This is a genomic window from Qipengyuania sp. ASV99, from assembly GCF_047872805.1.
GTDB lineage: Bacteria > Pseudomonadota > Alphaproteobacteria > Sphingomonadales > Sphingomonadaceae > Erythrobacter.
In genome coordinates, this window is the sequence record NZ_JBLQUK010000002.1 from 214,650 (window position 1) to 237,853 (window position 23,204).

Below are 23,204 nucleotides of genomic sequence, written 5' to 3' on the forward strand. Positions count from 1 at the left end.
GACCAACTAATCAGGCGGCGACCAGCGCCCCCACGAGGTTTTCGAACAGCTTGCGTCCGTCGGTGCCTCCCATGGATGGGTGCGCGGCCGGCGCGATTGCGCGTTCGGGATGCGGCATCATGCCCAGCACGCGGCCATTGGCGCTCAGCACCCCCGCGATATCGCGCTGCGATCCGTTGGGATTGTCGAGATAGCGAAAGGCGACGCGTCCTTCGCCTGCCAATTCGTCCAGCACCTTTGCATCGGCAAAATAATTACCATCGTGATGCGCCACGGGAATGCGAATACGCTCACCCGCGTCAAAGCCGGTGGTGAAGGGAGAGGCGGTGCTGACGACTTCCAGTGCGACGGTTCGGCAGACAAAGGTCTGACCCGCATTGCGCATCAGCGCGCCGGGCAAAAGGCCGCTTTCGATCAGCACCTGAAACCCGTTGCACACACCCAGCACCGGTACGCCGCGCTCCGCCGCAGCGATCACAGCGCGCAGGATCGGGCTTTTCGCTGCCATCGCGCCCGACCGCAGATAGTCGCCATAGGAAAACCCGCCCGGCAATGCGATGAAATCGAGGTTTTCAGGCAGCTGCGCGTCACCATGCCAGACCCTCAGCGCTGGGTGGCCGGTGACCATCTCCAGCGCCACCGCCATGTCGCGGTCGCAGTTCGAACCGGGAAAGGTGATAACCGCTGCGCGAAAGCTCATCAGGCGGTTTCCTTCGAATTTTCGAGCTTTTCGAAGGCAAAGTCTTCGATCACCATATTGGCGAGCAATTGTTCGCACATCCGGGTCAGAGCGGCATCGCTGGTATCATCGGCCACATCCATTTCGATCAACCGGCCGATGCGGACATCCTCGACCCCGTCAAAGCCGAGGCTGTCCAGCGCATGATGCACAGCGCGACCCTGCGGATCGAGAACACCGGGCTTGAGACGGACAAGAATGCGAACTTTCATGGACGGGTCCTGCGGTTGCAAAGTCAAACAATGCGCGCTGCTATAGCGTCTCGCAGCACCTGTGCAATTGTCCGAGCATTCCTATTCAACATCGAGGATTGTCAAAAATTGGTCATAAAGTGTCGCCCGTTCGCAACAATCGTCAGCAGAATGACACATATTCGCATTTTGCGCTGCTGAATTGGGCCCCCCTAACTCGCCCGAATCGTCCAAACCTGCCAGCGGATTGGCGTCGTTGCGCTCCATTACGACCAACCCAAGAGGCCATCATGTCACACCGCATCATTAATGCCCGCCGTTTCTGGTCAAGCACGACCATGTTCACCGCCGCCGCTTTTGCTGCCACTTTCGCCGTCGCAGCGCCAGCCGCCGCGCAGGATGGTGAGGAAGCCGCCAGCGAAGGCCAACTTGGCTCGATCATCGTCACCGCCAACCGGCGCGAGGAAAACTTGCAGGACGTCGCGGTTTCAGCAGATGTGCTGGACCAGAGCCGCATCGACAATATCTTTGCCTCCGCCGCCGATACGACCGCGCTGGCGGGATCGGTTCCGGGCCTCAACGTCGAAAGTTCAAACGGCCGCGTCGCGCCGCGTTTTTACATTCGCGGGCTTGGCAACACCGATTTCGATCTTGCTGCATCACAGCCGGTTTCGGTTATCATGGATGACATCGTCCTTGAAAACGTCACGCTCAAAAGCTTCCCGATCTTTGATGTGGAGCGCATTGAGGTGCTGCGCGGGCCGCAGGGCACACTGTTTGGCCGCAATACACCCGCAGGCATTGTCAAGATCGACACGGTCAAACCAAGCTTCGATCCTGACGTGCGAGCGGGTTTGTCGTTCGGATCATTCGACACGATCAGCCTGAATGGCGCGGTTGGCGGCGGCATCGTCGAAGATGTGCTTGCATTCCGTGTCTCGACCCAATTGCAGCGCCGCAGCGACTGGATCAGCAATGATTTCACCGGTCAGGACGATGTTCTGGGCGGCTACACCGATTTCGCTGTGCGCGGGCAATTGCTGTTGACCCCGGGTGACCGGTTTAATGCGCTGGCATCGGTGCAATTCCGTGACCTTGATGGTAGCTCCACGTTTTTCCGGGCCAATGCGATCACCGCTGGCGACAACGAACTCGCCGCTAATTTTGACCGCGACACCGTTTCCTATGATGCGGGCGGCGGCAATCGGGCAGAGTATCAGCAATTCGGCGCGTCGCTGAACATGAATTACGAATTTGACGGGGCAACGCTGACCTCGATCACCGGTTATTATGAAAGCGAAGGGTCGAGCCGCGGCGATGTCGATGGCGGTAACCTTGTCACCGGTCCGGGTTTCATTCCGTTTCCTTCGGACACGCAGGATTCGCTCGACCTGCGGCAATTCACTCAGGAATTGCGGCTGGCATCAGACGGTGCTGGCCCGCTGAAATGGCAGGTTGGCGCGTTCTTCTTTGACAGCGATTTCGACGTCACGACGGTGGGCTTTACCTTCCCGCCGCCAGTAACAGTCAATCACACAAACGAGGCATGGGCAGTGTTCGGACAGTTGACCTATCAGCTTACCGACATGCTGCGCGTCACCGGCGGACTGCGTTACACCGACGATCAGAAAGATTTCTTCGTTCGGTCGGGTGCTGCGCCGCAGCCGGTTTCGGTTCAGGATGACAATATCGACTGGGACATCAGCCTGTTCGCAGACATTTCGAACGACACCAGCATTTATGGCCGGGTCGCCAATGCCTTTCGCGCGCCGACCATTCAGGGCCGCGATGTCGCTTTCTTCGCTCCGCCCAGCGTGGCGCAGTCCGAAGACATCACCAGCTTTGAAGTGGGCTTCAAAAGCGAGCTTGCAGACCGCACGGTCCGCATCAACGGCGCACTGTTCTATTACACGGTCAACGATCCGCAGTTCACCGCTGTAGGCGGCGGGGGCAATCTGGTTCAGTTGATCAACGCCAATGAAGGCGAGGCCTATGGTTTCGAGCTTGATACTGCGTTCCAGATCACTCCCGATTTCGTCGTCACGCTGGGTGTTGCCTACAATGACACGCAGATCAATGACGATACGTTGGCGGTTGGCATATGCGCGCAGTGCACCGTGACCGATCCAACGACCGTTATCGGAGGCCAGACTCGCGCATTGGTTGACGGCAACCCGTTCCCGAATGCGCCGGAATGGAGCGGGGATTTCACTGCCAGTTACACCATCCCGGTGGGCGCGCGCGATGAATTCTTCATCTTCACCGACTGGACATTCCTGGGTGAAACCAACTTCCTGCTCTATGAAAGCCTCGAATTCAACGCCGACAGCCGCGTCGAAGGCGGGCTTCGCGTGGGTTACCGCGGTAATGAGGGCGAGTATGAAATCTCGCTGTTCGCGCGCAATATTACCGCCGAAGAAAATGTGCTGGGCGTGGTCGATTTCAACAACAACACCGCATTCGTCAATGAACCGCGGGTGGTTGGCGTCGCGCTTGGTTTCAACTATTAGGTGAATTGACGGGGCTCGGTCGATACGAAAGTATGACCGGGACACGGCGTTAAGGGGCTGGCAGGGGGCGACCTGTCAGCCCTTTTTTATTCGGCATCGCTTTCGGGTAAGATCAGAAACTCCACGGCGTCCTCAGGCGCGAGATATTGCAGCGCCTCGGCCTGCAATTCTTCTGGAGTGATGGCGCGCAGCATATCAGGCCCGTCAAACCAGCGCTCAAGCCGGTCGGCCTTGCTTTGCGCCCGGTCGGCGAGGTTCATCCAGCCGCCCAGCGATTTCAGAGCATTGTCATACGCCTCCAGCAATGGCTGCCGCGCCCGCTCGATAACGTCGAGGTCCAGCGGCGCAGCGCGCAGGTCCGCAACCAGCGCGGCAATCGCAGTGCGCGTCGCCTCGACTTCACCGGCATCGACCGATGCGGACAAAGTGAAGGTCCCGTAACCCGGATAGATGCTGCTCATCGAACTTGCCGCGCGAGGCGAATAGGCTTGCCCCAATTCCTCGCGCAATCGTTCTGTCAATTCGATCTGCATGGCCCGCGCCAGCAAGGATACACGCATTTCCTCGCCAAAATCGCTGTCGTCGCTGGTAGGCCAGACCATCCGAACTTGCGCCTGATCCGGTTCTCCCCGATGTCTGAGGATATGCTGGCCGCGCTGATTGGTGAAAGCGCGGCTGCGTGCCTCGGTGCGGGGGAGGAAGTCGGCCTCTCGCGGAGGCAGCGCACCCAATGTGCTGGCGACCGCAGCGATGGCCGTGTCCTCGTCCAAATCTCCGACCAGCGCCAGTTCGATTGCCCCCAAAGTCCAGCGGCCTGCCACCGCCGCTTTAAGCTGCGCGAAATCGAGCGCGTGGTAATCCTCGCGCGCTTGCAGCGTAAAGCGCGGATCGCCATCCGACAGGATTCCGCCTGCCGCTGTCCCATAGGCTGCGTCCGGGGTTGCGGTCAGCGTTTCAAAGAAATTATCGATCCCACGGCGGAATTGCTCGATCGCTTCGGGGCGATACCCCGGATCGGTTAGTCCGGCGGCCAGCACCTGCAATTGCAATTCCAGATCGCGCGGGGTCGTTCCCCCGGCAAAGCTGAATGCGTCCGCCGCGTTCGATACGCGCAAGCCAACGCTGCGCCCAGCCAGCACGCTTTGCAATTCATCGGCGCTGTGCTGGCCCAGCCCACCCGATGGGAGCGAGCCGACCAGATAGGTGCGCAATGGCTCCTCGCGCGTGTTCATCAATGAACCACCATCCAGCGACATGCGAAAACTTACTTGGTCTTCGCGGATATCGGTCTGTTTCAGCGTCAGACGCACTCCATTGGCAAAGGTGATGTAGCGGAACCCCAGCCGTTCCTCGCGCGTGTCGGAAACCACCACGCCCGGCTCGCCAAAATCCTTGTAGGCAAACTCTGCCGCCCCGGTGTCATCGGGTGCGGTGATAGGCAGCGCCATTGCGTCGGCGAATGCAGCGCGCAGCGCCTCTTCGCCGCCTTCGGGCGCGGTGCGACCCTGAAACCGGATCAGCGGGCTTTCAAACGGCAGGGCATGCTCCAGCAGCGCAGCATGGACCGTTTCGGGCGTGATCGCGCCGGTTGAGGCTGCAAACAATTCGAGCTGATATTCCGGTGTGGTCAGGACAATTTCATTGGCGAGCAGGCTAAGCGCAGCGCCCACATAGCCGCCATTGCTGCGCGTCTCCGCGCCCGCGACCCGGTTTTCCAGCGCGGTGCGGATATTGGCGAGTTGTTCGTCCACTTCGGCCTGAGTAAAGCCATAGGTCAGCGCCTGATTGACCTCACGCCCCGCCGCCAGCACTCCGTCGCGCCATTTGCCGTCCTCGCTGGAGATTCTGAGCGTTGTCGAGCGGGCATCCTCGAAAATATCCGAACTGCCGAATTGCGCGCCGCGCAGCGGTGCCCCTTCCGCGCGCGTGAGCCGGGCAAAGCGGCGAGCGATGACGCCATAGCCGATCGCACGCAGCAGCGCGGTCTGGCGGTTTGCCAGTGTGTCAGGTTCATCGAGCCATGGCCCAAGGGCAGAAATCGAAACGCTTTCTGACAGCGCCGGGTCAAGATAGATGTCGGTCAGCCCCTGCCGCGTCACATCAATAGGTCCGGTTTCGGGCTCAACCGGAGCAGGGGCAGCGCTCCAGTCGTTGAACCGCTCACGGATCGCGGCTTCCATTGCCTCCACCGGGTAATCGCCGACGATCACGAGCACCGTGTTGGCGGGCGTGTAGGTCCGTTCATAGAGCGCGCGCAGCTTTGCGGCATCTGCGGCCTCCAGCGCCTCGAGCGTCCCGATCGGCAATCGCTGGGTAAAGCGCGCGAGCGGGGCGATGAACTCCATCCCATCTTCCTGCGCGCGTTGCTGGTATCCCCGACGGTCGCGGCGTTCGGCCAGCACCACGCCGCGCTCGCGCTCGACCGCATCCTCGGCAATGGTCAGCGCGCTGGCCGTTTCGCGCATCAGCATCAATGCCGTGCCTAGCAAAGCTTCATCATTGCGCGGCAGGTTGAGCATATAGGTGATCGCATCATACCCGGTCGAAGCGTTGGTATCCGCGCCAAACGCCAGGCCCTCGCGTTCGAGCAGCGCAATCATTTCGCCTTCGGGAATATTGGCCGATCCGTTGAACGCCATATGTTCAAGGAAATGCGAAAGCCCGCGTTCCTCTTCGGTTTCATCGAGCGAGCCGGAATCGATCCGCATCCGCACCATTGCGGTGCCTTCGGGCGTGGCGTTTTGGCGCAGGATATAGCGCATGCCGTTGTCCAGCCGCCCGAATGTATAGCCCGGATCGACCGGCACATCGCTTTGTTCGAACGGCCACAGCGGTGCTGTTTCCGCCACTTCGAAAGGTGCGCTTTCCTGCGCGGCGAGGCTCTGCATCAGGGCAATGTTGGGCAGGGCTAGCAGCAGGCCAGCAGCGAGCGCAGTGGTCGGACGAATTTTTCTCATCGCCGTTCTTGCTGCCCGAAGGGGCAAGCAATCACAAGGCTATTCAGGCATTTCGGCAGCAATCGCAGAGGGATCGTCGAGCGCCTCGCGGATCAGCACGAATTTCGCAGGAAATGGGATGGTCGCAACCGTCACGTCGAGATTGCCGTCGGCCCGCAATCGCAATTCGGTATCGCCATTCAACAGGATGTCGCGGCCCAGATACACTCCCGGCTCGCTCTGCCGCAGATTGATCGTCGTCACCTGTTCCGGTGTCACGCGGAACAGCAGGGCATGGTTCCAGCCATCAACCGCAAAAGCGCGCCCACGTTCGATCCTCAGGCGTTTGTCATTGGTTGAAATGCGCCAGATCCCGTCAATCGGCAAAGGCGCACCAAGGTCAACCGCGTAACGATCAGGCAGCGCAGCGCCGAGCGAGATAATCCACGGCCTGTCACTCTCCAGTTCCCCGCCGGTTGCGGTCGGGTCGAGCAATTGGGCGATATTGGCTTCGGCAAACCGGGCATAGATGCCTTTAGGGAATTGTTCGAGATAGGCGCGGTAGGTTTGCACCTTGTCGGTCTTTAGCGCCTCCAGCCAGACCTGTTCATCGAGCCATTCCGGGTTGCGGCTGGCGGCATCGCGGGTCGATTCAATCTCGTCCACCACCAACGCAAAATCGATTGTATCCGGCGACCCGGAACCGCTGGTGCCCGAGCCTATGGCGGAGGCATCTCCAGCTTCGTTTCCGTCAGCATAAAGGTTCGTTAGCCAAGCCATTTGTGTGTCTGGACCTTCGACGAGGAACAGCGGCTGTCCCGTCATCGACGCCGAAATAAACGGCCGCTGTTCTCCGCCTGTCGCAACCAGCACATCGTCGCGCACCATTCCGCCCAGCATTTGCACCGGCAGCCCGGGTTGAACGATGCGCCGGGCGAGCGCGAGCGCAAAGGGCGAATTTCCGTCTGCGCCGTCAAAGGCAAAGGCGCCCGGTGCAGCCGCGTAGATGACCAGCATGTCATCGACTTCGAGCGGAGCCAGCCCTCCTGAAACGCTGCGATTGTCGCTCTGCCAGCGATTGGCGAAGGGGTTGTTGCGACATGCATCGAGCACTGCGACCCGCAATCGCGCCCCCTCCAGAGTGCTGAGCACAAGCTGCAATTCGACCGCCTCGAACCGCATGTCCTGTTCGGCATCAAGCGTCGCATCGACCGGTAACAGCCAGTTGCGCCCAGCGCTTTCAATTCCGTGCCCGGCGAAATAAACGAGCGCGGCTTCCGCGCCATCAGCCGCTGTGCGAAAAGCTCGAAGGCGTTCGATAAATTGGCTGCGGTCGAGATTTTCGGAAACTTCGACGGTGTCAAAGCCGGCTTCGCGCAGGGCTCCTGCTATCAGACCAGCGTCGCGCGCTGGGTTTGCCAATTGCGAGGTGTTTTCATATTCAGAATTGGCGATCACCAGCGCAACATTCCGCGCCTCAGCTGGCCCCGGCTGGCCGAGAAATGTTACCACAAGTGCGGCAAGAATACGTGAAAGATAACGCGAAACGACAACCTCCCCTGATTTCGAAAGTCAGGATAAGGAACGCAACTCATTCGTCCAGCGCAAAATCCCACGCCGGTTCATCACCCAAAGGGATGACCGTTGGTGCGCTATTTCTTGACTGGAGGGGTTCCGCGCAGGCGTGTGCGATGGCTCGACAGGTCGAGCACTTCGCCCGGTCCGCTGTCTTCGCCTTGTAGCAGACCGAGGCGGCGTGCGACTTCGCGGTAGGCTTCCTCCTCGCCGCCCAGATCACGGCGGAACCGGTCCTTATCAAGCTTTTCGCCCGAGACCATATCCCACAGGCGGCAGCCATCCGGGCTGATTTCGTCGGCCAGAATGACGCGGCTGTAGTCGCCATCGAACAGCCGCCCAAACTCCAGCTTGAAATCCACAAGCCGAATGTCAATCGCGGCAAACATCCCGCAAAGGAAATCGTTGATGCGGATCGCCATGGATGAAATGTCGTGCATCTCTTCGTGGCTGGCCCAGTTAAAGCACGCAATGTGCTCTTCCGCGATCAGCGGATCGCCCAGCGCATCGTCCTTGTAATAATATTCGATCAGCGTGTGCGGCAAGGGTTCGCCTTCTTCTAGGCCCAGTCGTTTGCAGATCGAACCCGCCGCAACATTGCGCAGCACCACTTCGATCGGGATAATCTCGACCTGCCGGATCAGCTGTTCACGCATGTTCAGGCGGCGGATGAAATGGGTTGGAATGCCGATATGGGCGAGGCGGGTGAACACATGTTCGCTGATGCGATTGTTGATCACGCCCTTGCCGTTGATGGTGCCCTTTTTCTCCGCATTGAAGGCGGTGGCGTCATCCTTGAAATACTGGATCAGCGTGCCCGGCTCAGGACCCTCATAGAGGATCTTGGCCTTGCCTTCATAGATTTGGCGACGACGGGACATGCAGAGAACCCTTTATGCAGCGAATGGTGCCCGGGGGCGGATTTGAACCACCGACACGCGGATTTTCAATCCGCTGCTCTACCCCTGAGCTACCCGGGCATTCGCTGCGGCGACGGAAAGAGCGCGTGTCGCATTTCCCGGCGAGCAAATGAGAGCGGCGCTATGGCGAAGGGCGTCGGGATTGGCAAGAGGGGAATCGAACCTTTTGGACTATTCATCAAGATCACGGTCGTTGATCGCCAAATCTTCGGGGTTCACGCGCTCACCGGGCAGGGCATAACCATCGCCGAACCACTGCGCCAGATCGCGATCCTTGCAGCGCTGTGAACAGAACGGCGAGTGCTGCTGCGCGCGGGGTTTCTTGCAGATCGGGCAGCGGCGGGTTGTTGTCATCATGTCGTGACAATCTGCGCATTCGGGGCTTCGAGTGCAAGGCCGGGCTCGGTTTCGACCCGCACCTTTCGGCCGGTGCGACGGGCGAGTTCGTCCAGCCACTCGGCCTTAAGCTTCGCCTTGATAGCGGGGTGCAGGGTGAGAAGGAGGATAGAGCCCGTTCCTTTAGCCCGTTCGGCCATTCGCAAAGCAAATCTGGCACACATGCTGACACGCGAAGTGTCGAAGCGGTGGAGCAGCGAGGGCCGCTCCAGCCTTGCGACCATCTGGGTGAAGCCAAAGCCGTTCATCGCGGTGCGTTCATGCGGCCAATCTTCCAGCCATTCATCCAGCTTCTGATCGATGGCGCGGCGATCGGCCTTGCTGTCCAGCGTGGGGAAGTCGATGCCGATATTCCCGCCGAGCTCAAACCAGTTGATCGCCTGAGCAATGGCAGGAATGGCAGCAAGGCCAAGCTCGCGCGGAGGCAGGTCGCCGTCTATGTCGATAAGGGTCATGGCGGGTGTGACGCAGATCAGGATCGCTCCGGCCTGAAATGCGACTTCGCCCTGGAAAGCTGTCTGCCAGACCTTTTCCCAGGCGCCTGAAGGGAATTGGAAAACCTCATTTTCCGTTGTGAAAATGTCATTGACCATGTTGGCATATGTAAACGCGGGATCATGCACGCGCCCTTGCGCATGTTTCATCCGACCCCGCTCTGCAATAGGTGCGCGGGTTATTTCGATCAACAGATCAGACCCTTCGGTGACCTCTCGCGGCAGCTTGTCGACCAGAATTGTCAGGTCATCTGCCTCCGCCGAATAGGCCACACCCCTGCGCGCGCCCGTTCGCTTTGAGATCAGTTTGGCTGGTACGATTATACCGGGTTGCAGTTCACCGTGTTGCCGGAGACGGGCGGCGACAACCCGGTCGCCTTCCATCAACAGGGCGCGGTCTTCGCCGATTCCGCGCTCCACCATCCAATCGCAGGCCGGGCGGTTCTTAACCAATCGCAAACCCAGCCGATTTGAGCAGCGCGCGTGTTTCATACAGCGGCAGGCCCATTACACCCGAATGGCTGCCTCTGATCCATTGGACAAGGCCCTCTGCTGCGCCCTGGATAGCGTATCCGCCCGCTTTGCCGCGCCATTCGCCGCTGGCAAGATAGGCGGTGATTTCCTCGTCACAGAGGCCTTTGAAACGCACCGCGGTCTCATTCAACCGTTCGCGCAAGGATCCGTCGGGCGCGCGCAGGACAACGCTGGAAAAGACAGTGTGGCGGCGGCCCGAAAGCAATTTGAGGCAATCGCGAGCGTCGCTTTCCGTCTCGGTCTTGGGCAGGATGCGGCGACCGGCGGCAACCACGGTATCGCCCGCCAGCACGAAACCGGTGGCGTCGACCGTCAGCGCTTTCTCCCGCCCCATACGCAACGCATAGTCGCGCGGACGCTCATCCTTGAGCGGGGTTTCGTCAATGTCGGCGGGGACTACGGCGTCAGGTTCCACGCCCAGCCGTGCAAGCAGGTCGCGCCGCCGGGGCGATGCCGATGCCAGTGTAAGGCGGAGCGCGCTCAACCTTCGGATATTATTGCGGACCCGGGCTCTGGCCCGGACCGCCGCGGCCCGGCATGAACCGGTAAGTGATCCGCGCCTTGGTCAGGTCATACGGCGTCAGCTCGCACAGCACTTCGTCACCCACCAGCACGCGGATGCGGTTCTTGCGCATCTTGCCTGCGGTGTGACCGAGCACTTCATGACCGTTTTCAAGCTCTACCCGGAACATCGCATTGGGCAGCAGCTCGACGACGCGCCCGCGCATTTCGAGAAGTTCTTCCTTGGCCATGTAATTCCTTTAAGTTTGGGAGCCGGCGCACAACTTACGTCGGTCTGGGCGCGCCGTTTAGCGATGGTGAGAACAAAAGGGAAGCCTCGTGCGTTAGGTGCATGGTCCACGTGTAAGGGAACATTGTTTGCCGCGCCGCATTCGCCTTGCATTGGACACCCAACTGCCCTTCCGTTCAGCTTGATGCAAGCCGATACAATTCAGACGCTTGCCCCCTCTCCCAGATTGCTCAAAATGGCCCCTATGACCCTCTCACTGCTTTCGCGTGCCGGTTTGCTGACCGGTGTTTGTCTTGCCGGATTGACCGCGCAGCCACTTCTCGCTTTTGCCGGGGACGAACAACGGCGAACCGATTCCGCGCGGTCCTCCGATCAGGATATTTCCGGCGAAGACCGGGACCAAGACGCCATTGCCAGCGGATCGGGCGAGATCATCGTGCAAGCATCACGGGCGCGCGGATCGCTCGATGTGGAACAGGCACCGCTGCTGGAGTTGGGACAGGAAGATATTGCCGCCGAGGGTGTAACCTCGATCGCCGACCTGATCGCTCAGATCAGCAGCCAGAGCAGCTCTGCGCGCGGACGCGGCGGCGGCGGGCAACCGGTGATCCTGATCAACGGCATCCGCGTCGGTTCATTCCGCGAGTTTTCCAATTACCCGCCCGAGGCGCTGGACCGAGTCGAGGTGTTCCCCGAAGAGGTCGCGCAGCGCTTTGGCTTTCCGCCAGACCGCCGGGTTATCAACCTGATTTTGAAAGACAATTACCGCAACGCCGAGGTTGAGCTGGAGTTTGAAGGCCCTTCACGCGGGGACAGTTATACGCGCGAGCAGGAATTGGGCTTTCTGCAAATCGCCGACGGCGCGCGGATCAATGTCAATTTTCAGGCGAATGATACATCACTGCTGACCGAAGATGAACGCGGTATCATACAGACGCCGGGTTCGATATCGGACGTGCCGGGCGATCCCGAACAAGCAGGTTTCCGCAGTTTGATCGCGGACAGCCGCAGCCTCGAAGGCAATATCAGCTGGGCCAAGGCGATCATCGATTCCGGCATTTCGCTGTCCGCAAATGCCAATTACGAACGCAATGACACGCGCCGCCTGCAAGGTTTGAACACTGTGCTGCTGACCAATGCCGCCGGGGAAAGCGCGTTCAGAACCTTTGGCGAGGACACGCCGCTTGAACAAATCACGTCGCAGGACGTTTTTCAGGCGTCCGGTTCACTGACCAAGCCGGTCAACGCTTTCCGCCTCACCAGCACTTTTGATGCGGGCTTGTCAGAAACCACCCGCTTCATCGACAATCGTTTCGATACCGCCGAGCTTGAGGCGCAGGCGCTCGCCGGAACGCTGGCGATCGACGGAGCGCTGCCGGATTCGATCGTGGCAGGGGTCGAGACCTCATTCACCCGCACTTTGAGCGCACAGAACCTCACGACCTTGCGTGGTCCGGTGGCGCAGCTGCCCGGTGGTGAAGTGCTTGCAACGTTCGATGTCGGCTATGACTGGACCCGGTTGGAAAGTTCGGACACGCGCACCAACCTGCCTGTCAATCTGACGCGCGGTGACCTGTCCACGGGCGTGAATATAGTCGTGCCGATAACCAGTCGCCGCAACGGGTTCGCCGATGCGTTGGGAAGTTTTACCCTGAACGCGCAACTGGGGCTTAACCGGCTTTCGGATTTTGGGACGCTCGGCGATTACACGATAGGGCTGAACTGGGCTCCGTTCGACAATCTTGATCTTTCCGCGACCTATATCCAGCGCGAAGTGGCGCCAGGGCTTAGCGCACTGGGCGATCCGCAAGTGGTGACGCAAAACGTATCGGTGTTTGACTTCACGACCGGCGAGACGGTGCTCGCAACCGTCATCACCGGCGGCAACCCCGATCTCCTCGCTGAAACGCAGCGCGACTGGAAGTTCGCCGCGAATTGGGAGCTTCCATTCTGGGAAGGCGCGCGCTTCACGGTCGAATATGTCCGCAACCGTTCCGATGATGTGACCAGCGGCTTTCCGCAAATCACACAGGAGATCGAGGCGGCCTTTCCAGACCGGATCACGCGCAATGCCGCTGGCACTCTAATCGCGGTGGACCGGCGCGCGGTGACCTTTGCCGAAACGCGCGCCGAAAGGATCAACTTTAACCTCAATTTTCGTGGCTCATTCGGAGCAAGCGAAGAAGACGGTGAACGCGGCGGGATGGGTCGCGGGCGAGGCGGCGGGCAGGGCGGCGGGCAGGGCGGCGGGCAGGGCGGCGCTGGTGCGCGTCCCGAAGGCCCTCGCCAAACTGGAGCGCGTGAAGGAGGACCGCGTCCTGGCGGCCCACGCGGCGAGCAATTCGCCGCATTCCGAGCGCTCGTCTGCGCCGATGATGGCGAGGCGCGTATTCGCGCGCTCGTGGCACGGATTGACGCAGGGGAAGATGTTTCTGACGAGCTGCCCGGCTTTGATCCCGCCATGGCCGGACCAATGCTGGACCGGCTGCGCGGCGATGATGGGGCCATTTCAGCAGAACGCATTGCGGGCCTGCGCGAACGCTTTTGCGCGGGCGAAGCCAGCGGGCAGGCTGCTGCGGGCGGCTCTCCGGGTGGTGCTGGTGGGCCGCCAGCCGGCTTCAATCCGCTCGCACGCCGGAATTTTTCGGGCTTTCGCTATTTCGTCTCGCTCAACCATGCGATCGAGCTGGAAAATCAGATTCTGATTGCGCCGGGGCTTGCGCCGCTCGATCAGCTTGGCGGGCAGGCGACGTCGGCCTTTGGTCTGCCGCGCCACACATCGCGGCTGGAAGCGGGGATTTTTGGCGCCGGGGTCGGGATGCGGGTTTCGGCGCGTTATACGGGTGAGACCCGGCTCGAAGGATCGGGCCTGCCGGGGTCGAGCGATATTTTCTTCGCTGACCTTGCCACATTCGACCTGCGCGTGTTCAGCGAGATCGGCCAGTTGGTTGGACGCAACGATGGCATTCTCAAGAACTTGCGGGTCAGCCTGCGTGCGGACAATATTTTCGATGCTCAGCGCCGCGTGACCGACGAGGCGGGAGAGACGCCGATCAATTATCAGCCGTTCCTGATCGACCCGGTCGGGCGGTATGTTGGGGTCGATATTCGCAAGCTTTTCTAAGAATCCCGGCTCACTTGGCGCTGAATTTAGGGAACATCCAGCTGTGGGTCAGTTTCGGTTTGAACGGCTTCCACGCGCCTTCTTCCTGCGCCAGCCGGTCGGCCATGGCCACCATCACGCTGGGGTTGACGCCCAGACCGCAATGGCTGGCGTGGACCAGAATGTTCTCGCTCGGGTGCTTTCCGGCGGTCCCTTCGGCCTGCACGCTGCCGCGCCAATGGACGATGCCGTCGGTCTTGGTCAGCACCGAAGTGGTCGGCACTGGCGGCGCCTGATCCAGATCAAGGAAGCGGCCATTCTGCATCGGTTCGGGCTGATCGCCGTTGAGCATTTCGAACAGGCGCCGCGCATTGGTGTGGCCGCGATCGTTGGAGATCGGACTGCCCAGGCTCATCACCAGCCGCACTTTGTCCGGGTGCAGCTTTGCCAACTCGCGCGCAATCACTCCGCCAAGGCTCCAGCCGATCAGTGAGACTTTCCGACCACTGGCGTGATGCAGCCGGGTTAGCTGGCTTTCGAGCCGCTGCACCAGCGCATTGTCGACCCGCACGTTGCGGCCCGAATCCCATCCATGTGCATCATACCCCAGCCGCGTCAGCAGCCCGCGCATCGGAACAGTCGAACTGTTTGACGCCATAAAACCCGGCAGGGTCATCACCGCATGGCCATCGCCTTTGGGCAAGGTGCCGAGCAGCGGACGGGTCGCAAAGAACGCGCCCAGTTCAAACATCGCGCGCCCTTCGGTCAGCGTCCAGAACCGGTTGGGTGGCACCGCTGCTGATGGGCTCTGCGCGGAGGAAAATGCAGCGTTGAAGCCGCCTGAATTGGGGGCGATGCTCGCCATTATTTGCTCTCCTTGGGGCTCTTGCCCACTGTTTTCTGATTGATCGTTTTTCTGGTTTGCGGCCGCGGCTTGCGCTTCGCTGGGGGTTTGGGCTTCGCCGCGGCTTTGGCCGCCACGCGGGGTTTGGCCTTGACCGGCGCGCGCGGTTTGCTCGCCGGTTTCGGTGCGGGCGCGGGAGCTTTCTTGGCCTCTGTCACCGAGGCGGGTTGCGCCATGTCCACAGCTTTTGCCGCCGCCAGCAATTCGTCAAAGCTGGCTTGCAGACACTCTGCGTAATACTCTGGATCGGGCATGATGTCGCGGCAGGCGGTGAAGCTTATATAGGCTTCGTCGACATAGGATTGCACGACATGCGCCAGCCCCAATCCGTCGGTTAGACAGATAAGCGACAGCGCCATGCTTTCAAGCCGTGACCCGGCCGAATAGATATGCACCGGCGGGCCAGGCACATTGGTCACCACCGTGTTGAACGGCATGACACGGTGGGCAAGGCTCACACGGTTAAACAATTGCGCGCCCAGTGCCATGTAGAGCGCCGGGCTGACCTTGCTGGCCTCGGTCATGGTGCGCGCGCCGATGGCGTTTGTCATCGCTTTGGAATTGCTGGTCTGGGCAAACACATAGGCCAGCCGTTCCGCCGGATCGGCAATATGCGTACCGAGCGGGGCGATCATGGCAGACACCTGATTGCCCATGTCGCCCTTTTCATCGCCCGAACGCACCGAAATCGGCGCCATCGCGGTCATGGTGCCCTTGGGCAGGTCGCCTTTCTCGGTCAGATATTTGTTAAGCGCGCCGCCAATCACGGCAATTGCCACGTCGTTGACCTTTGCTTGCGGCAGCAGTGCGCGGATCGACTTGAACTCTTTCAGATCAAAGCTGCGCCCTTCGACCACGCGGTGCGGGGAAATCGAACGGTTAAACCGGGTGCGCGGCGGCACCAGATCGGTGCTGAGCTTGAAATCGCGCGCCACCAGCCCCTTGATCGCGGCGGCCACGCCCGGCACGGCCTGCGCCGCGACCTGCGCCTGTTTCAAAGGATTGAGCAGCGCGTTGATATAGGATTTGCCCAGCAATTCGACCGGGCCGGGGATCTTCTCTGACTTCCATTCATCGGGCGCATTGGGCGCAGCGGTGTGCGGCGACAACGTGTGGAGCGCCTCCATCAGGTCAATCCCGCTCATCCCGTCGATCGCCGAATGGTGAACCTTGGTCACGAATGCCCAGCACCCCGCCGGAAAATCGCGGACATTGTCCAGCCCTTCGATCACGGTGAATTCCCATGGCGGGCGGGTCAGGTCCATCGGGCGCGAATGGATGCGCGCGGTCTGAATGCACAATTGCCGCCAGTCGCCTGGTTTTGGCAGCGCAACGTGGCGGACGTGATATTCGAGATCGAAATTGGGGTCTTCGATCCAGTAAGGATAATCGAGGTCGAACGGCACCCGCACCAGCCGCTGGCGCATGGTTTTCGACAATTGCATCCGGCTTTCAAAGAATTGCAGAATATCCTTGAACCGGACGAACCCGCCCGGCGCCGTTGCCGGATTATAGATCAGCAGACTGCCGATGTGCATCGGCGAATTTGGCGATTCCATCGCGACGAACGATGAATCCATGCCCTGCAATTGGCGCAAGGTTCTCTCCCGCTGGTCCCATACGCGGCGGCGTACGGGCGAGTGTCAAAACAATATGACAGCTCTTGATGTATGGCCCGTTTTCGGGCTCTCACAAAGAGAGGTAAGGATGTTTCAGAGCGGTGACAAGTTTCCGCGCGCGTAAGCGCCGTTTATGTCATATTTTGTGTAATATTATTACGCGCACCCTGTGTCAGCCAGCGCCTCACCCGCCGCCACGCCGCTGGCCCATGCCCATTGGAAGTTGTAGCCGCCCAGCCACCCGGTCACGTCCACCGCTTCGCCAATTGCGTAAAGGCCGGGGACGCGCTGCGCTTCCATCGTGCGGCTGGAAAGTTCGGCAGTGGAAATCCCGCCAATCGTCACTTCGGCCTTGGCAAAGCCCTCGGTTCCGGTCGGGGAAAAGCGCCAATCGGCCAGCCTTTCGCCCGCCGCTCGCAGCGCCTTGTCGGGCACATTTCCCAATTCGACATCAATCCCCAATTTCATCGCCAGTGCATCGGCGAGCCGGTCGGGCAAATGCTCGCGTAGTGCAGCGCGCAGCCCGGCGCGCGGTTTGTCGCGCTTCATTTCGATCAGCCACTCGGCGTCGGCTTGTGGCAGGAAGGTTATTCCAACCTCCTCTCCATGCCTCCAGTAAGAAGAAATTTGCAGGATCGCCGGACCGGACAGGCCGCGATGCGTGAACAGTGCTGCCTCTTCAAACCTTGTTTTTCCGGCTCGTGCCAAAACAGGGGCCGATACGCCTGACAATTCGCGGAACAACAGATCATCCTCGCCCAATGTCAGCGGGACGAGCGCGGGGCGCGGCTCGACGATTTTCAGACCGAATTGCCGGGCGAGATCATAGGCAAAGCCGGTCGCGCCCATCTTGGGGATCGACGGCCCGCCGGTGGCAATGACCAGGGCCGGGGCGGAGAAATTTTCGCCGCCCGCGCTGACTCCGAACAGATCGCCGTCCTTCACCACCATGCTGACATCTGCATTGCAGATCACATCGACAGTGTCGGGACACTCATCCAGCAACATCTGCACGATCTGTTTTGCCGACCCATCGCAGAACAATTGTCCCAGCGTCTTTTCGTGCCAGGCAATGCCGTGCTTTTCGACCAGTGTCAGAAAATCGCGCGGCGTGTAGCGTGCCAGAGCTGACTTGGCGAAATGCGGGTTGGCGGACAGGAAATTGCCCGGCCCGGTTCCCAGATTGGTGAAATTGCAGCGCCCGCCGCCTGAAATCAGGATCTTCTTGCCCGGTTTTTCGGCCTTTTCAAGCACCGCGACCCGCAGACCGCGCCGTCCGGCGCGCGCGGCGCACATCAAACCAGCCGCGCCCGCGCCCAACACGATCACATCATAATTTTTCATGGTGCTGGCGATAGGCGGCGCAGGGCGGATTGCCAATTGCGCGTTGCTGTCCCTATCTGTGCCCCATGTCCAGAACCCCGGCAGGCACACAGAACAACCCGCATGGAGCGGAGCGCTTTAACGAAGAACGCGCGGCCTACACCGTGGCGAGCGCGCAGCCCAATCTGGAAGCGGGGGTGGCCGCGATCCGCGAAGTGGCACAGACGCTCAAGCCGGTTCCGGGCGTCTACCGGATGGTCGATGCGCGCGGCGACGTGCTGTATGTCGGCAAGGCCCGCAGTCTGAAGGCGCGGGTCGCCAATTACACGCAAATCGCCGGGCTGACCGGGCGACTACAACGGATGGTCAGCCAGTGCCGCAGCATGGAGATCATCACCACCAATTCGGAGGCCGAAGCGTTGCTTTTGGAAGCGCAACTCATCAAACGTTTCCGCCCGCCTTTCAATGTCTTGTTGCGCGATGACAAAAGCTTTCCCTTTATCCTGCTGCGCGCCGATCATGATTTTCCCCGGATCCAGAAACATCGCGGCGCGCGCCGCGCAAAGGGCAATTACTATGGCCCCTTCGCCAGCGCAGGCAGCGTCAACACCACGCTTAACGCGCTGCAAAAGCTGTTCCTGCTGAGGTCCTGCACCGACAGTTTCTTCAACAATCGCGACCGGCCCTGCCTGCTGTACCAGATCAAGCGGTGTTCGGCCCCGTGTGTGGGGCGCGTGAGCGTGCAGGATTACGATGCGCTGGTGCGGCAGGCGAAGGAATTTCTCGCAGGGCGTTCGGGCAAGGTGCAGGCCGATCTGGAAATGCAGATGGCGGCGGCGGCTGAAAACCTCGATTTCGAAACCGCCGCGATCCTGCGCGACCGGCTGCGCGCGGCGACTTTCATCCAGGGCTCGCAGGCGATCAACGCCAGCGGGGTTGGGGATGCCGATGTATTCGCTTTGGCGAGCAGCGGCGGTCAGATTGCAGTGCAGGCGTTCTTCATTCGCGGCGGGCAGAATTGGGGTCACCGCGCGTTTTTCCCCAGCCATACCAAGGAGGTGGAGGAAGATCAGGTGCTCTCGGGCGTCATGCTGCAATTCTATGAAGAGGTGCCGCCGCCGCCGACCGTGCTGCTCGACCGTGAATTGCCCGAGCGCGAGCTGATTGAGGCGGCGCTGTCGAAAGTTGCGGAAAGGCGGGTCACGCTGTCCGTCCCGCAGCGCGGCGACCGGCGCAAATTGCTGGCGCAGGCGAGCCGCAACGCGGTGGAAGCGCTGGAACGGCGACTGGCGGAAACCGGGACCAAGGCGAAAACCCATCGTGAACTGGCCGAATTCCTTGAATTGGAGGAGCTGCCGCAGCGCATCGAAATCTATGACAACAGCCATATTCAGGGCGCGCAAGCGCTCGGCGCGATGGTGGTCGCCAGCCCCGAAGGGTTTGAAAAGTCGCAATATCGCAAATTCAACATCAAGACCGCGCAGACCAACGATGATTTCGCGATGATGCGCGAAGTGATGCAGCGGCGATTCCGGGCCTATGCGGAGCCCCCGCCCCATTCCGGGGGAGACTTGCCCGACCTCATCCTGATCGATGGCGGCAAGGGCCAGCTGTCGAGCGTGATGAAGGTGCTTGGTGAATACGGCCTTGCGGAAGAGATTCCTGTTGTCGGCATCGCCAAGGGACCGCATCACGGGCGCGAGGGGCGCGAGGTTTTCCACTTTCCCGATGGGCGCGAAAAGACATTGCCGACCAATTCGCCGGTGCTGTTTTATGCCCAGCGGCTACGCGATGAAGTCCACCGTTTTGCCATCGGCGCGCACCGGGCAAAGCGGTCGAAGGGCATTACTGCGTCGCCCCTGGACGAGATTCCCGGCATCGGTCCGGCTCGCAAACGCGCGCTGCTGCTGCATTTCGGCACCGCGAGCAAGGTCCGCGCCGCAGCGCTTGATGACCTCAAACGCGCGCCCGGCGTTAGCGAGGCGGTGGCGCGGCAAATCTATGACTTTTACCATGCAGGCGGGTAGGGAGGGGCGATGCAACTACCCGAAGCCAAAGTGAGTGTTCAGCAAGTGGGCCGCGAGGGCGAACCGCTGGTGATTATCGACAATTTCACCGGGCAGCCTGAGCGGTTGCGGCAAATGGGGCTGGCGGCGCACTATCAATCGGCGGGCGCGGATTATCCGGGGCTGCGCGCGCTGGCGGACCCGTCCTATCTTGATCTGCGCCGCGATCTGATGATGCAGATCGTCAGCCGGGTCTTCGGTATAACGCGCGGCATACAATGCGAAGTTTGCGCCTTTTCGATAGTCACCCTGCCTGAAGCCGAGCTGAAACCCAGTCAACGCATTCCGCACCACGACCATTCCGACGCGCGGCGGATTGCGATCATGCATTATCTCGATGGGCCGGAGAGCGGCGGCACTGCGTTTTACCGCCATCGCCGCACCGGTTTTGAAGCGATCACTCCGGCGCGTGAGGCGGCCTATTTCGGAGCGTTGCAAACCGATGCCGATGAATATGGCGAACCGCCCGCTGCCTATCCCGCAGGTGACAGCGAACGGTTCGAGCAGGTCGGTGCGGTGGAGGCGCGGTTGGACCGGCTCGCGCTGTATCGCGGGCGGCAATTGCATTCGGGGATCATTCCCGACCCTGCCGCGCTATCAGCCGACCCCGCCAAGGGCCGGCTGACAGTCAATATGTTCCTGCTGGGTGCCTGAGCGCTAGAAATTGACTTCGGCAGTGACGTAGAACCGCCGCGGGTCGCCAAAAAAGCCGGTCAGCGTCCCTTCGCGGCCCAATGTCGGCACAAACGGCGCGCCGCCGGTTCCGCCCGCCACGAAATTGTATCCTGCGACGATATATTCCTTGTCGAACAGGTTCTTGGCATGCGCGCCGATTGAGAACCGCCCTTCGTCATCGCTGTAGACAATCCCGGCATCCACCAGCACGAATCCATCCTGATCGAGGAAGGCATTAGGCGTTTCAAACTGGCTGGCATCCGACCGCAGCGATGCGCTGCCGAGGAAGTTAAGCATGCCGTTCGCTGCTGGAATACCAAGGTTGAAGCCCATATGCGCGGTGATGTCAGGAGTGTTCTGGAACACCCGTTGATCCGCCACATCAACCCCGAAAGCATCAATGAAGGTGTTGAACTTGGCATCGAGATAGCCGAGCGACCAATTGACGTTGAAACGGCTGCCTGGCCCGGCAAAATCGCGACCGACCAATGCGTTTCCTTCAAATTCAAACCCGTTCACATCCGCGCTTGCGGCGTTGGAGGTGATCCCGATGAAGCTGTCGTTGACCCCGTCGCCATTGGTGTCGACGCCCACCGATCCGGGGATCTGGACATCGTCATACTGGCCCAGGAACCCGGCCAGCGAGATATTGAGACGGTTGTCGAGCAGCGATGCTTTCCACCCCAATTCATAGCTGTCGACCGTTTCGGGGGCGAAGCTGAGGAATTCGAACTGATCCGCGCCGTCAATATCGCCGTCACCGTCCAGATCAGGGGCCGCAGAGGTCTGCCCGCGCGGGTCAAAGCCGCCTCCCTTGAACCCTTGCGAATAGGTGAAATAGACGGTGTGGTCGCGGTTGGGCTGCCAACTGATCGAGGCGCGCGGGTTGAAATCCTCGAACGTCGCGCTGCCTTGAAAATCGCTGGTCACGGCAATCGCCACGGCAGGGCTATTGGGAATAAACAGGTCGGAGAACCCGCCGATAAAGGTCGTGCGCAGCACCCGGCTGGTGCGTTTGTCATTGGTGTAACGCCCGCCAAGTGAGACGCTGATCGTGTCGGTCAGCTCATAGGTGAAATCGCCGAAGAAGCTGTAGGTTTCGGTCCCGACATCGCCCAATGTCTGCGCGTTCAGCCCCGGCAGACCGATCAACGCCCCGGTGTTGGCGAGCAGAACGTCAAAGGCGGTAAAGGCGCTGGCATCAAGGTAATAGGCACCCAGCACGCCAGACAGTCGCTCGCCTTCGTAAACCAGCTGCAATTCCTGGCTGAACTGATCGTTTTCATAGATCGCGGGAACGTCCAGATCGCCGGCGGGCAGGCTGTCGAAATCAATTGGCGTGGTGGAACTGTCTTCGCGGTAGCCTGTGATCGATTTCAGCGTGATCGTATCGGACAGCTCGACCGCGATGTTCAGAGCGCCGCCATAGGCTTCGACTTCCTGATCGACGACATTCAGCCCGGCGCGGGTGTCGAACACGTCATCCAGCACCGGCGCGCCGGTCAGCAGGCCGGGGATCAGCCGGTGGCCTTGCCGCGCTTCGCTGTTGTCCTTCACATAATCGCCCGACAGCCGGACGAAAACCGGGCCATTGTCGAATTCAATCGTGCCGCGCGCCGCCCACACGTCCTTGTTGTAATTCTCTGTGCCCAGGTTGAGATTGTCGCCAAACCCGCCGCGGGACAGCCGCGCCCCGCTGGCACCGATGGTCAGCGTGTCGGTCAGCGGGGTGGAGCCGGTGACGATCAGATCGGCCTGATCGTAGGAGCCATAGGTGCCGCGCACCGACAGACTGGTTTCGTCGGGCAGTTCAGCGGTCACATATTTGATCGCGCCGCCGATCGTGTTGCGGCCATACAAAGTCCCTTGCGGACCGCGCAGCACCTCGATCCGTTCGACATCATAGACATCGAGCACGGCGGCCTGCGGGCGGTTGAGATAGACGTCATCGACATACAGGCCGACGCCCGCTTCAAACCCGGCAACCGGGTCCTGTTGACCGACACCGCGAATGAAGGCGGTGAGCGTGGTGTTGGTGCCGCGGCTGACTTCCAGCGTGATGTTGGGCACTTGCTGGGCGATCTGGGTGATTTCCTGCACGCCTTGCTGTTCCAGCGCTTCGCCGGTGATCGCGGTCACCGACAGCGGCACATCCTGCAGGCGTTCTGCACGCCGCCGGGCGGTGACGAGGATGCCATTGCCTTGCGTTTCTTCCGCAATCTCGGCGGCGTTCGTGGCTTGTCCCTGCGCTGCGGCGGGGGCGGCGAAGGTCGCAATCGCGGCGCAGCCGGACAACAGCAGCGCGCGACCGGGAATGGGCGCGCGAATCGAGGTCATATGCATTGAATTGGTCATTGGCTTCTCTCCCAAACCTTATTGACGATGACCAATATTGAAAGTTGAACCAACTTTCAAGTTCCGTCTTGTGCATGATGCTCTCAGCGCTTAATCCTGCTGGCGGAAGGATA

The 23,204-nt window shown here is 60.6% G+C and carries 17 protein-coding genes and 1 tRNA gene; 4 read left to right on the top strand and 14 right to left on the bottom strand.

Annotated features, from left to right (window positions below; genetic code table 11):
- Nucleotides 1-10: 10 nt before the first annotated feature.
- Together purQ and purS are read right to left on the bottom strand one after the other, a co-directional pair.
- On the bottom strand, nucleotides 11-700 hold the full coding sequence (gene purQ / locus ACM64M_RS04950; protein ID WP_416227552.1) for a phosphoribosylformylglycinamidine synthase subunit PurQ: 690 nt from the start codon (nucleotides 698-700) through the stop codon (nucleotides 11-13).
- On the bottom strand, nucleotides 700-951 hold the full coding sequence (gene purS, locus ACM64M_RS04955; protein ID WP_416227553.1) for a phosphoribosylformylglycinamidine synthase subunit PurS: 252 nt from the start codon (nucleotides 949-951) through the stop codon (nucleotides 700-702). Before purS ends, purQ begins: the two co-directional genes overlap by 1 nt.
- A gap of 269 nt (nucleotides 952-1,220) precedes the next feature.
- On the opposite strand from purS, the gene ACM64M_RS04960 reads away from it, so the two are divergent.
- A complete protein-coding gene (locus ACM64M_RS04960) occupies nucleotides 1,221-3,440 on the top strand; it encodes a TonB-dependent receptor (RefSeq protein WP_416227554.1) in 2,220 nt (739 codons plus the stop codon).
- An 86-nt stretch (nucleotides 3,441-3,526) separates the two neighbouring features.
- On the opposite strand, the gene ACM64M_RS04965 is transcribed toward ACM64M_RS04960, so the two are convergent.
- From ACM64M_RS04965 to infA, 8 genes are all read right to left on the bottom strand, one after another.
- Entirely contained in the window at nucleotides 3,527-6,397 is a 2,871-nt protein-coding gene (locus tag ACM64M_RS04965; RefSeq protein WP_416227555.1) for a M16 family metallopeptidase, read from the bottom strand.
- A gap of 39 nt (nucleotides 6,398-6,436) precedes the next feature.
- Nucleotides 6,437-7,888 carry a caspase family protein gene (locus tag ACM64M_RS04970; RefSeq protein ID WP_416227556.1) on the bottom strand — a complete coding sequence of 484 codons (1,452 nt, stop codon included), beginning with the start codon at nucleotides 7,886-7,888 and terminating at the stop codon, nucleotides 6,437-6,439.
- A 140-nt stretch (nucleotides 7,889-8,028) separates the two neighbouring features.
- Entirely contained in the window at nucleotides 8,029-8,832 is an 804-nt protein-coding gene (gene purC / locus ACM64M_RS04975; protein ID WP_416227557.1) for a phosphoribosylaminoimidazolesuccinocarboxamide synthase, read from the bottom strand.
- Nucleotides 8,833-8,856: 24 nt separating this feature from the next.
- A tRNA-Phe gene (locus tag ACM64M_RS04980) sits at nucleotides 8,857-8,931 on the bottom strand.
- A 111-nt stretch (nucleotides 8,932-9,042) separates the two neighbouring features.
- Nucleotides 9,043-9,228, bottom strand: a complete 186-nt coding sequence (locus ACM64M_RS04985) for a DNA gyrase inhibitor YacG (RefSeq protein WP_416227558.1) — start codon at nucleotides 9,226-9,228, stop codon at nucleotides 9,043-9,045.
- Nucleotides 9,225-10,184: a ribonuclease gene (locus tag ACM64M_RS04990; protein WP_416227559.1), complete on the bottom strand. Its 960-nt coding sequence runs from the start codon at nucleotides 10,182-10,184 to the stop codon at nucleotides 9,225-9,227. The genes ACM64M_RS04985 and ACM64M_RS04990 overlap by 4 nt, the downstream gene beginning before the upstream one ends.
- A 22-nt stretch (nucleotides 10,185-10,206) precedes the next feature.
- The gene (locus tag ACM64M_RS04995; protein ID WP_416227560.1) at nucleotides 10,207-10,779 is read right to left on the bottom strand and encodes a Maf family protein; all 573 of its coding nucleotides are present in this window, start codon (nucleotides 10,777-10,779) and stop codon (nucleotides 10,207-10,209) included.
- A gap of 10 nt (nucleotides 10,780-10,789) precedes the next feature.
- Complete coding sequence (infA, locus tag ACM64M_RS05000) at nucleotides 10,790-11,047, bottom strand: translation initiation factor IF-1 (protein ID WP_416227561.1); 258 nt, start codon at nucleotides 11,045-11,047, stop codon at nucleotides 10,790-10,792.
- A gap of 243 nt (nucleotides 11,048-11,290) precedes the next feature.
- Between infA and ACM64M_RS05005 the strand changes: the two genes are divergently transcribed.
- Entirely contained in the window at nucleotides 11,291-14,170 is a 2,880-nt protein-coding gene (locus ACM64M_RS05005) for a hypothetical protein (RefSeq protein ID WP_416227562.1), read from the top strand.
- Between the two features lie 10 nt (nucleotides 14,171-14,180).
- Here the strand turns inward: ACM64M_RS05005 and ACM64M_RS05010 are convergent, their stop codons facing one another.
- The 3 genes from ACM64M_RS05010 to ACM64M_RS05020 form a co-directional block, all read right to left on the bottom strand.
- On the bottom strand, nucleotides 14,181-15,014 hold the full coding sequence (locus ACM64M_RS05010) for an esterase/lipase family protein (protein WP_416227563.1): 834 nt from the start codon (nucleotides 15,012-15,014) through the stop codon (nucleotides 14,181-14,183).
- Nucleotides 15,014-16,633, bottom strand: coding sequence for a WS/DGAT/MGAT family O-acyltransferase (locus ACM64M_RS05015; protein ID WP_416227564.1), 1,620 nt, complete (start codon nucleotides 16,631-16,633; stop codon nucleotides 15,014-15,016). The genes ACM64M_RS05010 and ACM64M_RS05015 overlap by 1 nt, the downstream gene beginning before the upstream one ends.
- A 195-nt stretch (nucleotides 16,634-16,828) precedes the next feature.
- Nucleotides 16,829-18,016 (bottom strand): NAD(P)/FAD-dependent oxidoreductase, encoded by a 1,188-nt coding sequence (locus tag ACM64M_RS05020; RefSeq protein ID WP_416227565.1) that lies wholly within the window; start codon nucleotides 18,014-18,016, stop codon nucleotides 16,829-16,831.
- A 65-nt stretch (nucleotides 18,017-18,081) separates the two neighbouring features.
- Here ACM64M_RS05020 and uvrC point away from each other — a divergent pair, with 65 nt between their 5' ends.
- Complete coding sequence (uvrC, locus tag ACM64M_RS05025; protein WP_416227566.1) at nucleotides 18,082-20,022, top strand: excinuclease ABC subunit UvrC; 1,941 nt, start codon at nucleotides 18,082-18,084, stop codon at nucleotides 20,020-20,022.
- 9 nt (nucleotides 20,023-20,031) lie between these two features.
- A complete protein-coding gene (locus ACM64M_RS05030) occupies nucleotides 20,032-20,715 on the top strand; it encodes a DUF6445 family protein (protein WP_416227567.1) in 684 nt (227 codons plus the stop codon).
- Nucleotides 20,716-20,718: 3 nt separating this feature from the next.
- On the opposite strand, the gene ACM64M_RS05035 is transcribed toward ACM64M_RS05030, so the two are convergent.
- Complete coding sequence (locus tag ACM64M_RS05035) at nucleotides 20,719-23,091, bottom strand: TonB-dependent receptor (RefSeq protein ID WP_416227568.1); 2,373 nt, start codon at nucleotides 23,089-23,091, stop codon at nucleotides 20,719-20,721.
- Nucleotides 23,092-23,204: the final 113 nt, after the last annotated feature.

Bases quoted from the DNA above. Each gene is read 5' to 3' on its own strand.
- ACM64M_RS05035 (WP_416227568.1), bottom strand. From the start codon at position 23,091: ATGACCAATTCAATGCATATGACCTCGATTCGCGCGCCCATTCCCGGT.
- ACM64M_RS04965 (WP_416227555.1), bottom strand. From the start codon at position 6,397: ATGAGAAAAATTCGTCCGACCACTGCGCTCGCTGCTGGCCTGCTGCTA.
- ACM64M_RS05020 (WP_416227565.1), bottom strand. From the start codon at position 18,016: ATGAAAAATTATGATGTGATCGTGTTGGGCGCGGGCGCGGCTGGTTTG.
- purS (WP_416227553.1), bottom strand. From the start codon at position 951: ATGAAAGTTCGCATTCTTGTCCGTCTCAAGCCCGGTGTTCTCGATCCG.
- ACM64M_RS05030 (WP_416227567.1), top strand. From the start codon at position 20,032: ATGCAACTACCCGAAGCCAAAGTGAGTGTTCAGCAAGTGGGCCGCGAG.
- infA (WP_416227561.1), bottom strand. From the start codon at position 11,047: ATGGCCAAGGAAGAACTTCTCGAAATGCGCGGGCGCGTCGTCGAGCTG.
- purQ (WP_416227552.1), bottom strand. From the start codon at position 700: ATGAGCTTTCGCGCAGCGGTTATCACCTTTCCCGGTTCGAACTGCGAC.
- uvrC (WP_416227566.1), top strand. From the start codon at position 18,082: ATGTCCAGAACCCCGGCAGGCACACAGAACAACCCGCATGGAGCGGAG.
- ACM64M_RS05010 (WP_416227563.1), bottom strand. From the start codon at position 15,014: ATGGCGAGCATCGCCCCCAATTCAGGCGGCTTCAACGCTGCATTTTCC.
- ACM64M_RS04985 (WP_416227558.1), bottom strand. From the start codon at position 9,228: ATGATGACAACAACCCGCCGCTGCCCGATCTGCAAGAAACCCCGCGCG.
- purC (WP_416227557.1), bottom strand. From the start codon at position 8,832: ATGTCCCGTCGTCGCCAAATCTATGAAGGCAAGGCCAAGATCCTCTAT.
- ACM64M_RS05005 (WP_416227562.1), top strand. From the start codon at position 11,291: ATGACCCTCTCACTGCTTTCGCGTGCCGGTTTGCTGACCGGTGTTTGT.
- ACM64M_RS04990 (WP_416227559.1), bottom strand. From the start codon at position 10,184: ATGGTGGAGCGCGGAATCGGCGAAGACCGCGCCCTGTTGATGGAAGGC.
- ACM64M_RS05015 (WP_416227564.1), bottom strand. From the start codon at position 16,633: ATGGATTCATCGTTCGTCGCGATGGAATCGCCAAATTCGCCGATGCAC.
- ACM64M_RS04960 (WP_416227554.1), top strand. From the start codon at position 1,221: ATGTCACACCGCATCATTAATGCCCGCCGTTTCTGGTCAAGCACGACC.